Origin of the sequence: Bradyrhizobium sp. AUGA SZCCT0431, assembly GCF_018131065.1 — a bacterium.
Classification (GTDB): Bacteria; Pseudomonadota; Alphaproteobacteria; order Rhizobiales; family Xanthobacteraceae; genus Bradyrhizobium.
The window spans coordinates 166,653-178,966 of record NZ_JAFCLR010000010.1 but is presented as its reverse complement, the minus strand read 5'-3'; the positions used below and the strand labels follow the sequence as shown (position 1 = coordinate 178,966).

Sequence of the window (12,314 nt, the reverse complement as noted above, 5' to 3'; positions counted from 1 at the left end):
GTCGGACTGACCCCGATGCCCATCGCCATGTGATGGGGTCGTCCGATGCGCTATTGGGCACATCAGGGGTTGGCGGCAGCCTTTGCGGCGTTGATGGCCACGTGTCCCATCGAGGCTTTCGCGCTCGACATGCCCGGTCCCGCCGCTCAGGAGGTGCTGGTGAAAAGCATCCTGGTGACGCTGAACGACGCGGTCGCCGCTGACAATTTCACCATCCTCCACGCCAAGATCTCAAAACCGTTTCGCGAGCAGTTCCCGCCGGAAAAGCTGCGGGCCGTGTTCAAGGACCTGGTCGAGAAGCACGCCGTGTTCGACGCCGTGGTGGCGCAAAAAATGATTTCCGACGAGGACGCCAGGATCGACGAGCAGGGCGTGCTGAAACTGAAAGGCCGTTTCCAGACGGCGCCCAAGCAGGTGAAATACCAGCTTGGCTTCATCGAATCCGAAGGGACGTGGAAGCTCAGCGGCGTATCAATCGATATTGAATAGTACCGCTCAGAACGCCGTACCCGCCCGCCTCGGCTTCTGTTCCTCGGCCTCGCGCGGCACCGGCACGATCCGCAAGGCGGTGATGCGGTTGCGCTCGCGGCGCAGCACGCGGAAGCGGAAGCCGTGGAAGGTAAAACTCTGGCCGCGCTCGGGGATCGAACGCGCCTCGTGAATCACCAGACCCGCGATCGTGGTCGCTTCCTCGTCGGGCAGATGCCAGTTCATGGCACGGTTGAGATCGCGGATCGGCACCGAACCATCGACCACCACGGAGCCGTCGGGCTGGGCGCGGACGCCGGCCACCACCACGTCGTGCTCATCGGAAATGTCGCCGACGATTTCTTCCAGAACGTCTTCCAGCGTCACCATGCCTTCGACTTCGCCATACTCGTCGACGACGAGCGCAAAGTGGGTCTTGCGGCGACGGAACGCCTTGAGCTGTTCGGACAGAGGCCGCATCTCCGGCACGAACCATGGCGGCAGCATGATGGCCGCAACGTTGATACGCGAGGTATCGCCATCGAAGGCGCGGATCGCGCGCAGCAGATCCTTGGCGTGCAGCACCCCGATGATGTTTTCCGGCTTGTCGCGCCACAGCGGGATGCGGGTGTATTCGGTCGCCAGCACCTCGCGCACCAGTTCGTCCGGCGGCAGATCGGCATTGATCATCACCATGGCGGTGCGGTGGACCATGACGTCAGATACGGCGAGGTCGCCAAAGCGGAAAACATTGTGGATGTATTCGGCCTCGCCGCTTTCGATGCCGCCGTGCACGGCCGATTCCTCCACCAGCCCCTCGATCTCGGAGTCGGTGAGGATTTCATGCTGTGAGGATTCCTGCACGCCGAGCAGGCGCAAAATTCCGCGTGACGCGCTGTTGAGGAGCCAGTTCAGCGGCCAGAAAACCAGATAGGACAAATAGAGCGGATACGCGATCCATTGCGAAACCGGCATCGGCTGCCTGATCGCCAGCGTCTTCGGCACCTGCTCGCCGATCACGATATGCAGCGAGGAGAACACCAGGAACCCGGCGAGGAACGACACGAAGTGCAACGTCGCTTGCGACATTCCGAGCGGGATCAGCAACGGCTCGAGCAGCGCCGAAACGGTGGGCTCGCCGACCCAGCCGAGACCGAGCGAGGCCATGGTAATGCCGAGCTGGCAGCATGCGAGATAGGCCTCGATGTTGCCCATCATGCTTTGCAGCAGGCGCGCGCCGAACCGGTCCTGCTCGACCATCGCCCTGATGCGGAACCCGCGGCTCTTCACCAGCGCAAACTCGGCCGCCACGTAGAACGCGTTGGCGGCGAGCAGGAGGAACGCAAGCAGCAGATTGAACGCGGTCGAACTCATGCCTGCCTCGCGACGGCACCAAGCCCGCGCGACGGCTCCATGATGCGCCCTGACAGTCCCGTTCTCATTCCGACAGCTTCTGTTGCAGGAAGGCGCGAACCGATGCCGGTTCGACGTCGTTTGCGATCACTGCGCGGCCGACAGCCTCCAGCAGGATGAAGGTGAGCTTGCCGCGCTTGACCTTCTTGTCCTGCGCCATCAGCGCCATCAGCGTATCGGCATCCGCCAGCCCTTCCTGGGCGAATCCGGCGATGTCCTGCAATCGGGTCGGCAAGCCGACCGAAGCCAGATGACGCTCGACGCGTGCGGCGTCCGCCTGCGAGATCATGCCGAGCCCTGCGGAAAATTCCGCCGCCAGCACCATGCCGACCGCAACGCCCTCGCCATGGAACAGGCGATCGGAAAAGCCGGTGGCGGCCTCCAGCGCATGACCAAAGGTGTGGCCGAGATTGAGCAGCGCGCGTTCGCCGGTTTCGCGCTCGTCGCGCGACACGATCGCCGCCTTGGCGCGGCACGAGGTGGCAATCGCATGCTCGCGCGCCGCGCTGCCGGAGACGATGCCCGAGTGATTGGTCTCGAGCCAGGCGAAGAAGGCTTCATCACCGAGCACGCCATATTTGGCGACTTCGGCATAACCGGAGCGGAACTGGCGCGGCGACAGCGAGTCCAGGACAGAGGTGTCGGCGATCACAAGCACCGGCTGATGAAACGCGCCGAGCAGGTTCTTTCCCTGCGGCGAGTTGATGCCGGTCTTGCCGCCGACGGAGGAATCCACCTGCGCCAGCAGCGAGGTCGGCACCTGCACGAAATCGACCCCGCGGCGCAGGATCGCCGCCGCGAATCCGGCGAGGTCGCCGACGACGCCGCCGCCGAGCGCGATCACGAGGTCGTTGCGCTCGATTTTAGCTGCGATCAGCGCCTCAGAGACCTTCTCCAGTCCGGCATAGGTTTTCGACCCCTCGCCCTCCTCGACGATGACATGCGACGTCGGGATGCCGGCCGCGGCCAGCGACGCTTGCGCTGGTTCCAGCCAGTGCTTGGCAACGGTGCGGTCGGTGACGATGGCGGTCCGCACGCCCGGCCGCAGCGCGGCGATCCGGGCGCCCAGCGACTGCAGCACGTCGCGGCCGATGATAATGTCATAGGCGCGGTCGCCGAGCGCGACGTCGACGGTGATGGGATCGGAGTGTTTCAGGGGTGCCGTCATGAGGTCGCGCTTATCCCGTCCGTTGTAGCCGTCGTTGCTGTCGTTGTTGACTCCTGGGCTGGCGGCGCGGCGTGGCCACACAACCTGCCGCGCAAGGCGTCCATGCATTCATCGACAATCCGGTCATGCGGCACGTCGCGCGACAGGATCGTGAGATCAGCCCCCTGATAGACCGGCTCGCGGGCTTCGAGCAGGCGGGCGACCGTCGCAACCGGATCCTCGGTCTGCAGCAGCGGCCGGTCTGCGCGACGCTTGACGCGTTTCATGATCACGTCGATGTCCGCCTTGAGCCAGATCGACACCGCCTTGTCGGCGATCCTCTTGCGGGTTTCCTCGCGCTCCGTGAAGGCGCCGCCGCCAGTCGCGATCACGGCCGGCCCACTGTCGAGCAGCCGCGCGATCACCCGGGCCTCGCCATCCCTGAAGTAGAGCTCGCCATGGGCCGCGAAAATGTCCGGTATCGACATGCCGGCCGCGGCCTCGATCTCGATATCGGCGTCGAAAAACGGCAGCCGCAGCCGCGCCGCCAGCCGACGGCCAATGGTGGATTTGCCGGCGCCCATCATGCCGACAAGCACGATCGAACGCCGCCCCAGTGCCGCCGCGATCTCGGCCTCCTGGGGGGTGCTTGCTGGTGCCGGTATGGCGGTCTCGGGCATCCCAAACTCTGTCAGCTGCGGATTTTCCGCGTTTCTGCGCCACCTATACTACCCCCGCCGATACCCATGCCAGAGACTCTTGCAACGCCAAGGGGAACATGTAGGTAGTCAGGCGCGTCCAACCCCGATGATTTCAATGGTTAATTCGCGGCCCAAAGTCACTTTCAAGCCCGCCCCCAAGGCGCCCTGATGCCCAGTCTGTTCCGCTTTTTGACGGTCGTCGGCATTATCGCCGGGATCGGCTATGGCGTGGTCTTCGCGCTGGCGAATTTCGTCAATCCGAAGCCACGGGAAATGATCGTGACGATCCCTCCGGATAAGTTCCTCAAGAAATAGGCGCTATGGTCTCAAGGATGGGCCCCAGGAACACTTCCAAGACCACTTCGAAGACGAATTCAGACCCAAAGCTGACCAACCTGTTCCTCGACATGCTCGCGGCGGAACAGGGGGCGGGCGACAATACGCTCGACGCCTATCGCCGCGACCTCACGGATTTTTCCGAATTTTTGGGCCGCTCCGGCCAAAGTTTTGCCGGTGCCGAGACCCAGACGCTGCGCGATTACCTCGCCGACCTCGACACGCGCGGCTTCAAATCGTCCAGCGTGGCGCGCCGGCTGTCGGCGATGCGGCATCTGTTCCGCTTCCTGCTCAACGAGCGAATCCGCAGCGATGATCCAGCGGCGATTCTGTCCGGTCCGAAACGCGGCCGCAGCCTGCCCAAGGTACTGTCGATCGCGGACGTCGACCGCATGCTGACGCGGTCCAAGGAACTCACCGAAACCGACGCCTCACCTCAGCAGCGGCTTCGCGCGCTGCGGCTGCATTGCCTGCTCGAAGTGCTCTACGCCACCGGCCTGCGCGTTTCCGAACTGGTGGCGTTGCCGCTGTCGGCGGCGCGCCGCGACGCCCGCATGATCGTGGTGCGCGGCAAGGGCAACAAGGAACGGCTGGTACCGCTGAACGAGGCGTCGCGGCAGGCGATGGCCGATTACCTCGCCGCGATGGAAGCGCTGAAGCCCGAGAAGAAGAAAAACGCTCCCGCCTCGAAATGGCTGTTTCCCTCCTTCGGCGAAAGCGGACATCTGACGCGACAGCATTTCGCGCGCGACCTCAAGGAGCTTGCATCCGCCTCGGGGCTGGCGCCGCGGCTGGTCTCGCCGCATGTGCTGCGTCACGCCTTCGCCAGTCACCTCCTGCACAACGGCGCCGACCTGCGCATCGTGCAAACGCTGCTTGGCCACACCGATATTTCGACCACGCAGATCTATACCCATGTGGTCGAGGAGCGGCTCAAGAGCCTGGTGCGCGACCTGCATCCGCTGGCGGAGAAGTAGACTTCCGCGTATCCAGCAAGTATGCCGCCTTGACTTCGACGCCTTCTCCCCCGAAACAGCCTCACTCTATCGCTACCCGCCATGGGCCTCCGCCCAGAACGTCAGCTAAATCGTTGAAGAGACTAATCTTCTTTCTCAAAGACGAAACCACTTCGCCCGCAGCTAAGTTCCTCCCTATATTGGTTTGATGCCGGATCAGATGCGCAGCTACCTCGACTTCGAAAAACCCGTTGCCGAACTCGAGGCCAAGGTCGACGAGTTGCGCGCGCTGGCCGCAACCGGCAGCGATATCGGCGATGAGATTGCGCGAATCGAGGACAAGGCGTCGCAGGCGCTGACCGACCTCTATGCCAGCCTGACGCCGTGGCAGAAGACGCTGGTGGCGCGCCATCCGCAGCGGCCGCACTTCACCGATTTCATCAACACACTGATCACGGAATTCACGCCGATGGCGGGCGACCGCAAGTTCGGCGAGGACGAAGCGCTGATGGGCGGCTTCGGCCGCTTCCGCGGCGAAGCCATCTGCGTGGTCGGCCAGGAAAAGGGCGCCACCACCGAAAGCCGCATCAAGCACAATTTCGGCATGGCGCGCCCTGAAGGGTATCGCAAAGCCGTTCGCCTGATGGAGTTGGCCGACCGGTTCGGCATCCCCGTGCTGTCGATCGTTGATTCGGCCGGTGCCTATCCCGGCATCGGCGCCGAGGAACGCGGACAGGCGGAAGCCATCGCGCGGTCCACCGACGCCTGCCTTTCGCTCGGCGTGCCCAATGTCGCGATCATCACCGGCGAAGGCATGTCCGGCGGGGCGATTGCGATCACCACCGCCAACCGCGTTTTGATGTTCGAGCACGCGATCTACAGCGTGATCTCGCCTGAAGCCGCGTCCTCGATCCTGTGGCGGGACGGCACCAAGGCCCAGGAAGCCGCCACCAGCATGAAGATCACCGCCCAGGACATGCTGCGATTCGGCGTCATCGACCAGATCCTGAAAGAGCCGCCCGGCGGCGCCCATCGCGACCCCGCCGCCATCATCGCCGCCACCGGCGATGCCATCGCCCAGGCTTTCAACGACCTCCGCAACCTCGATCCGGATGCGGTGCGCAAGCAACGGCGGCAGAAATTCCTCGATATCGGCCGCAAACTGGGCTGAACGGGCTCGATTCCCTGCCGTTTGGGGAGATCAAGCGGCTGCGAGTCGCGAAAGCCGCAGGCCCGATCGCAAAATCGCCGATTTTTCGCCAAATCGTTGAATTTAGCCGCAATTATGCCCCGACCGCGTTCTTTATGGTCTGTTGACCATGCCCGCCAAGGTACCGGCTTGTGCGGCGGGTTCGAGTTGCGACAAATCGGCCTAAAGGGTAAGATTTTATACATCGGCTTCAGGGCATGACGCTGTGGTTGGGGTGCGAAAATTGCCCGATGGGTGTGGAGCTTAGCTTTTGATTTATCGCACGCTGGTACGCGCGCTCGTCACGTCGGCTGCCCTCGCGGCCGGCGTTTTGCTGACTGGCTGCAACAGCGACGAAATTTCGCTGGCCAACAATGCCAAGGCCAACCAGCCGGTCCCGCCGAAGCTGGTCCAGGCCATGGTCGAAAAGGACATGGACCTGAATTCGCCGATCCTGGTCCGGCTGTTCAAGCAGGAAGCCGAACTCGAAATCTGGAAGCAGGATCGCGCCGGGCGTTTCGCGCTGCTCAAGACCTACCCGATCTGCCGCTGGTCGGGCGATCTCGGACCGAAGATCAAAGAGGGCGACCGCCAGGCGCCGGAAGGCTTCTATTCGATCTCGCCGGCGCAGATGAATCCGCAGTCGGCCTATTATCTGTCGTTCAACACCGGCTATCCCAACGCATTCGACAAGGCGCTCGGCCGCACCGGATCGCAGCTGATGGTGCATGGCGACTGCTCCTCGCGCGGCTGCTACGCGATGACCGACGAGCAGATCGCGGAAATCTATTCGCTGGGCCGCGAGTCCTTCTTCGGCGGCCAGAAATCGTTCCAGCTGCAGGCCTATCCGTTCAAGATGACGCCAATCAACATGGCGAAGCATCGCAACAATCCGAACATGCCGTTCTGGAGAATGATCAAGCAAGGCTACGATCATTTCGAGGTGACGAAGCACGAGCCGAAGGTCGATTTCTGCGAGAAGAAATACGTGTTCGACGCCATCAGGGCGCCCAACGCCACGCGCGACCCGGTGTTCGACGCATCGGGCAAATGCCCGGCCTATGCAATCCCCGAGCAAGTCGCCGACGCCGTGCGCGAGAAGCAGCAGACCGAGGCCGCGGAAACCGCCAAGCTGATTTCGAAGGGCACGCCGGTCGCGCGGCTCAACACCGGCATCGACGGCGGCATGCACAAAATATTCGCCGCGCGCGTTCCTGAAGCCAGCACCGGGCTCTCGGAAGGCGGCGACAGCCAGGGACTGGCGGCGCTCTCGCTGGCCCGCGCCCCCGGCACCATCCCCTCCCACGTCAACCCGCCGCGCGCGCCTTCCGACAATCTCCTGCTCGGCGCGCCGCAGGAGCCGAAGCTTGCTGCGGTCGCGAGCGCGCCAACAGCCGGACCGACAGCCTCGACCCCGGCTCCGACACGGGTCGCCAACGCAGCGCCGGCGGCACAATCCGACGGTTGGTTCTCCAGCCTGGCCCGCAAGGTCGGCATTGGCGGCGGCGATGCGACCGCGAGCACCTCAAGCGCACCGCCGCCCGCGCCCGCGAAGCCGAAAGTTATTGAAGCCAAGCGGTCCGAGCCAGCGCCGCGCGCAGAGGCTGCGGTACCGAAGACCTCAGCGCCCAAGGCCGAACCCAAGCAAGCCGCAACCCGGCCGCCGCTGAAACCGTCGGTGACCGATGCCGCGGCTCCGGCCGCGGCGGCAGCTCCCGCGCAGGTCGCCGGATCGGCACCGATCGTCTCTTCGAACTCATTCGACAGCCGCTTCGGGGCGATGAAGTAAGCCTCCGAGCCGCAGAAGCGTAGGGTGAGCAAAGCGAAAGCGTGCCCACCATTCAACCTGAACTTATCGGGAGAGACGATGGTGGGCACGGCGCTTACGCGCCTTTTGCCCACCCTACGATACCGCCTTCGCGGACGGTTACGCTGAGCAGCTCAGCCGTATTTGCCGTGGCAGTGCTTGAACTTCTTGCCGCTTCCGCAGGGACAATCCTCGTTGCGGCCGACCTTGCCCCAGGTGGCGGGATTCTTGGGATCGCGGTCGGCGGCGCTGACCTCGGGCACCAGCGAGGCATGGGCGAACGCCATCTCGTCTTCGCCGGTATCCGGATTGAGCTTGTGCGCTTCCATCACCGGCAACGCCGGCTGCTGTTCTTCCGGCGGAACGATTTCGACGCGCATCAACTGCGCCGTCACCGCCTCGCGCAGATGCGCGATCATTGCCTCGAACAGGCTGAAGGCTTCCGACTTGTACTCCTGCAGCGGATCGCGCTGGCCGTAGCCGCGCAGGCCGATCACCTGGCGCAGATGGTCGAGCATCACCAGATGCTCGCGCCAGAGATGATCCAGCGTCTGCAGCAGAATGGTCTTTTCGACGTAGCGCATCACGTCGGGGCCCCATTGCGCGACCTTGGCCGCCATGCGCTCGTCGACATGCTTCTCGATGCGCGCCAGCAATTCCTCGTCGGCGATGCCCTCTTCCTTGGCCCATTCATCGACCGGCAGGTCGACGTCGAGCACGCGCGTCAACTCGTCCTTGAGGCCGGTGACGTCCCACTGCTCGGCATAGGCATGCTCGGGCACGTGCTTGGTCACGACGTCCTCGACGAAGGCGTGGCGCATGTCGGTGACGGTCTCGGCGACGCTGTCGTCTTTCATCAGGTCGACGCGCTGGTCGAAGATCACCTTGCGCTGGTCGTTCTGGACGTTGTCGAATTTGAGCAAATTCTTGCGGATGTCGAAGTTGCGCGCCTCGACCTTCTGCTGCGCCTTCTCCAGCGCCTTGTTGATCCAGGGATGGATGATCGCCTCGCCCTCTTTGAGGCCGAGCCGCGTCAGCATGGTATCGAGCCGGTCGGACCCGAAGATCCGCATCAGATCGTCTTCCAGCGACAGGAAGAATTTCGAGCGTCCGGGGTCGCCCTGACGGCCGGAGCGGCCGCGCAGCTGGTTGTCGATGCGCCGCGATTCATGGCGTTCCGAACCCATGATGTAGAGCCCGCCGGGCTTGGTGATGGTCTTGGCCGGCTTCGAACCCTTGGCGGGTTCGATTTCGACGACGTCTTCGGCCTTCAGCACGATCTCGCGGAAACGCTCGATGTCGGCCTTGATGAGTTCGATCTTGGCGGCCTTCTCGGCCTCGTCGGTGATATGGGCGGTCTCCTGCAGGATCCGCATCTCGAGCGAACCGCCGAGCTTGATGTCGGTACCGCGGCCGGCCATGTTGGTCGCGATCGTGATCGCGCCGGGGACGCCGGCTTCCGCGACGATATAGGCTTCCTGTTCGTGGAAGCGCGCGTTCAGCACCGCGAACAGCTTCGCAGGCTTGCCCGCGCGCGCCGCGGCATAGAGCTTCTCCATGCCGGATTCCGAACCGAAATCGATCTGCTTGTAGCCATGGCTCTTCAGGTATTCGGCCAGCACTTCCGACTTCTCGATCGAGGCGGTGCCGACCAGCACCGGCTGCAGCCGCGCATTGGCGCGTTCGATCTCGGCCAGGATCGCGGCGTATTTCTCGGTCTGGGTGCGGTAGACCTCGTCGTCCTCGTCGAGCCGCGCCACCGGCACGTTGGTCGGGATTTCGACGACCTCGAGCTTGTAGATGTCGAACAATTCGTCGGCTTCGGTCAGCGCGGTGCCGGTCATGCCGGCAAGCTTGGCGTACATCCGGAAATAGTTCTGGAAGGTGATCGAGGCCAGCGTCTGGTTTTCCGGCTGGACCTGGACATGCTCCTTGGCTTCCAGCGCCTGGTGCAGGCCTTCGGAGTAGCGCCGGCCCTGCATCATGCGGCCGGTGAATTCGTCGATGATGATGACCTCGCCGTCGCGGACGATGTAGTCCTTGTCGCGGTTGAACAGCGAATGGGCGCGCAGCGCCTGATTGATGTGGTGGACCACCGAGACGTTCTCGACGTCGTAGAGCGACTCGCCCTTGAGCTGGCCGGCATCGCGCAGCAGGGTTTCGATCTTCTCCATGCCGGCTTCGGTCAGCGTCACCGTGCGCTGCTTCTCGTCGACATCGTAATCGGTCTTGTCGAGCTTGGGCAGGAAGGTGTCGATGGTGTTGTAGAACTCCGAGCGGTCGTCGAGCGGGCCGGAGATGATCAAGGGCGTACGCGCCTCGTCGATCAGGATCGAGTCGACTTCGTCGACGATGGCGTAGAAGTGGCTGCGCTGGACCATGTCCTCCAGGCGGTACTTCATGTTGTCGCGCAGATAGTCGAAACCATATTCGTTGTTGGTGCCGTAGGTGATGTCGCGCGCATAGGCTTCCTTGCGCTCGGCATCGTCGAGGCCGTGGACGATCACGCCGACGCTCAGTCCGAGGAAATTATAGATCTGCCCCATCCATTCGGAGTCGCGGCGGGCGAGGTAGTCGTTGACGGTGACGACGTGGACGCCCTTAGCCGCGAGCGCGTTGAGATAGACCGCAAGCGTCGCGACCAGCGTCTTGCCTTCGCCGGTCTTCATCTCGGCGATGTCGCCCTCGTGCAGCACCATGCCGCCGATCAGCTGGACGTCGAAATGGCGCTGGCCGAGGGTGCGCTTGGCCGCCTCGCGCACGGTGGCGAAGGCCGGAACCAGGAGGTCGTCGAGCGTCTTGCCGTTGGCGAGCTGCTCGCGGAATTCGGCGGTTCGGGCCTTCAGCGCCTCGTCCGACAGCGCCGCGAGCGTGGGCTCGAGCGCGTTGATGGCGTTGACGCGGGACTGGTATCCCTTCACCCGCCGGTCATTTGCGGAGCCGAAAAACTTGCGGGCGAGCGCGCCGATCATGCCGAGTTCCTGTCTATGCCGTGTCTTGCTAAGCCGTGTCTTGCGTTGCGGCCGTGACGTGGTCCACCAAGTTGCCTATCAACTCACCGTGACGCGTCGCGGCAAACGCCCCGATCCGGGGGTCATCCGCCAAGTGAGTGGGATTCAGGCAAGCTAAGGTTCAACGGCAAAAAGCCCAGTAAAATAAGCGCTATCGCCATCGATTGGTTCCGGCAGAGATATGGCTGGGCCACAGCCTTGTCAACGTCGCCAAGATGTCAAGGAATTCATCATTTTGACAGACTTTTCGCGTTGCCAAGGTGCCATGATTGGGCGAGTGTCCCGCCGCCTTTGGCATTCCCATCTTCAAGACAAGGATTTTGCATGACCTCCCCGTTCCCGGAAACGAAAACCGGCCTGCGCTTCGGCTTGGCCTCCCTGGCCCTGACGACCTGCCTGGCTGCGGTTCTGGCCGCCGGCCTGCCGGCCCGCGCCCAGGACAACCCCGTTCTGGCGAAGGTTAACGGCGTGGAAATCCGTCAGAGCGACGTCGCGCTGGCCGAAGAGGAACTTGGCCCCAGCCTCGCCCAGATGGACCCGGCGACCAAGAAGGACAACGTGCTGGCCTTCCTGATCGACCTCAAGATCGTCGCCAAGGCCGCCGAGGACAAAAAGGTCGAGAATTCCGAGGACTTCAAGCGGCGCATGGCGTTCACGCGCAGCCGTCTTTTGATGGACAGCCTTCTGGCCACCGAAGGCAAGGCGGCAACCACCGACGAGGCCATGAAGAAGGTCTATGAGGAGGCCTCCAAGCAGATCACCGGTGAAGCCGAAGTCCACGCCCGGCACATCCTGGTCGAGACCGAGGACGAGGCCAAGGCGGTCGCCGAAGAGCTGAAAAAGGGCGCCGATTTCGCTGATCTCGCCAAGAAAAAGTCCAAGGACCCCGGTGCCTCCGACGGCGGCGACCTCGGCTTCTTCACCAAGGAGCAGATGGTGCCGGAATTCTCGGCGGTGGCGTTCGTGCTCGAGCCGGGCAAGATTTCCGATCCTGTCAAATCGCAGTTCGGCTGGCACATCATCAAGGTCGAGGAAAAGCGCAACCGCAAGGCGCCCGACTTCGAGCAGGTCAAGCCCCAGATCGAAACCTATGTGACGCGCAAGGCGCAGGCCGATTACGTGGCCAAGCTGCGCGAGGCCGCCAAGGTCGAGCGCATGGACAAGCCGGCCGAGCCGGCGGCGAAGCCTGCCGAGGCTGCCAAGCCCGACGCCTCCAAGATGGCGCCGGCGAAGAAATAAAATCGACTTCGCCGCCCGACTTCAGTATTTAGGCATCATGCCCGGCC

10 protein-coding genes are annotated in these 12,314 nt (G+C 63.4%); 6 read left to right on the top strand and 4 right to left on the bottom strand.

The window, feature by feature from the left end; translation table 11 throughout:
- Positions 1–45: 45 nt before the first annotated feature.
- Entirely contained in the window at positions 46–489 is a 444-nt protein-coding gene (locus tag JQ567_RS12245) for a hypothetical protein (RefSeq protein ID WP_249165408.1), read from the top strand.
- Between the two features lie 6 nt (positions 490–495).
- On the opposite strand, the gene JQ567_RS12240 is transcribed toward JQ567_RS12245, so the two are convergent.
- The 3 genes from JQ567_RS12240 to JQ567_RS12230 form a co-directional block, all read right to left on the bottom strand.
- Positions 496–1,842: a hemolysin family protein gene (locus JQ567_RS12240; protein ID WP_212439038.1), complete on the bottom strand. Its 1,347-nt coding sequence runs from the start codon at positions 1,840–1,842 to the stop codon at positions 496–498.
- A 64-nt stretch (positions 1,843–1,906) separates the two neighbouring features.
- Entirely contained in the window at positions 1,907–3,049 is a 1,143-nt protein-coding gene (gene aroB, locus JQ567_RS12235) for a 3-dehydroquinate synthase (RefSeq protein WP_212439037.1), read from the bottom strand.
- Complete coding sequence (locus tag JQ567_RS12230) at positions 3,046–3,708, bottom strand: shikimate kinase (protein ID WP_212439036.1); 663 nt, start codon at positions 3,706–3,708, stop codon at positions 3,046–3,048. Before JQ567_RS12230 ends, aroB begins: the two co-directional genes overlap by 4 nt.
- Before the next feature lie 189 nt (positions 3,709–3,897).
- On the opposite strand from JQ567_RS12230, the gene JQ567_RS12225 reads away from it, so the two are divergent.
- From JQ567_RS12225 to JQ567_RS12210, 4 genes are all read left to right on the top strand, one after another.
- A complete protein-coding gene (locus tag JQ567_RS12225) occupies positions 3,898–4,044 on the top strand; it encodes a histidine kinase (protein WP_209839018.1) in 147 nt (48 codons plus the stop codon).
- 17 nt (positions 4,045–4,061) lie between these two features.
- Entirely contained in the window at positions 4,062–5,042 is a 981-nt protein-coding gene (xerD, locus tag JQ567_RS12220) for a site-specific tyrosine recombinase XerD (RefSeq protein WP_212439076.1), read from the top strand.
- A 187-nt stretch (positions 5,043–5,229) separates the two neighbouring features.
- The gene (locus tag JQ567_RS12215; protein WP_212386506.1) at positions 5,230–6,192 is read left to right on the top strand and encodes an acetyl-CoA carboxylase carboxyltransferase subunit alpha; all 963 of its coding nucleotides are present in this window, start codon (positions 5,230–5,232) and stop codon (positions 6,190–6,192) included.
- Between the two features lie 289 nt (positions 6,193–6,481).
- Positions 6,482–7,999 (top strand): murein L,D-transpeptidase family protein, encoded by a 1,518-nt coding sequence (locus JQ567_RS12210; protein ID WP_212439035.1) that lies wholly within the window; start codon positions 6,482–6,484, stop codon positions 7,997–7,999.
- Positions 8,000–8,151: 152 nt separating this feature from the next.
- Here the strand turns inward: JQ567_RS12210 and secA are convergent, their stop codons facing one another.
- On the bottom strand, positions 8,152–10,989 hold the full coding sequence (secA, locus tag JQ567_RS12205) for a preprotein translocase subunit SecA (RefSeq protein ID WP_212439034.1): 2,838 nt from the start codon (positions 10,987–10,989) through the stop codon (positions 8,152–8,154).
- A 363-nt stretch (positions 10,990–11,352) separates the two neighbouring features.
- Between secA and JQ567_RS12200 the strand changes: the two genes are divergently transcribed.
- Positions 11,353–12,267 (top strand): peptidylprolyl isomerase, encoded by a 915-nt coding sequence (locus JQ567_RS12200; RefSeq protein ID WP_212439033.1) that lies wholly within the window; start codon positions 11,353–11,355, stop codon positions 12,265–12,267.
- Positions 12,268–12,314 lie beyond the last annotated feature (47 nt).

What these genes read in the sequence shown, in the direction of transcription:
- JQ567_RS12245 (WP_249165408.1), top strand. Translation starts at nt 46, where the DNA reads ATGCGCTATTGGGCACATCAGGGGTTGGCGGCAGCCTTTGCGGCGTTG.
- JQ567_RS12240 (WP_212439038.1), bottom strand. Translation starts at nt 1,842, where the DNA reads ATGAGTTCGACCGCGTTCAATCTGCTGCTTGCGTTCCTCCTGCTCGCC.
- aroB (WP_212439037.1), bottom strand. Translation starts at nt 3,049, where the DNA reads ATGACGGCACCCCTGAAACACTCCGATCCCATCACCGTCGACGTCGCG.
- JQ567_RS12230 (WP_212439036.1), bottom strand. Translation starts at nt 3,708, where the DNA reads ATGCCCGAGACCGCCATACCGGCACCAGCAAGCACCCCCCAGGAGGCC.
- JQ567_RS12225 (WP_209839018.1), top strand. Translation starts at nt 3,898, where the DNA reads ATGCCCAGTCTGTTCCGCTTTTTGACGGTCGTCGGCATTATCGCCGGG.
- xerD (WP_212439076.1), top strand. Translation starts at nt 4,062, where the DNA reads ATGGGCCCCAGGAACACTTCCAAGACCACTTCGAAGACGAATTCAGAC.
- JQ567_RS12215 (WP_212386506.1), top strand. Translation starts at nt 5,230, where the DNA reads ATGCCGGATCAGATGCGCAGCTACCTCGACTTCGAAAAACCCGTTGCC.
- secA (WP_212439034.1), bottom strand. Translation starts at nt 10,989, where the DNA reads ATGATCGGCGCGCTCGCCCGCAAGTTTTTCGGCTCCGCAAATGACCGG.
- JQ567_RS12200 (WP_212439033.1), top strand. Translation starts at nt 11,353, where the DNA reads ATGACCTCCCCGTTCCCGGAAACGAAAACCGGCCTGCGCTTCGGCTTG.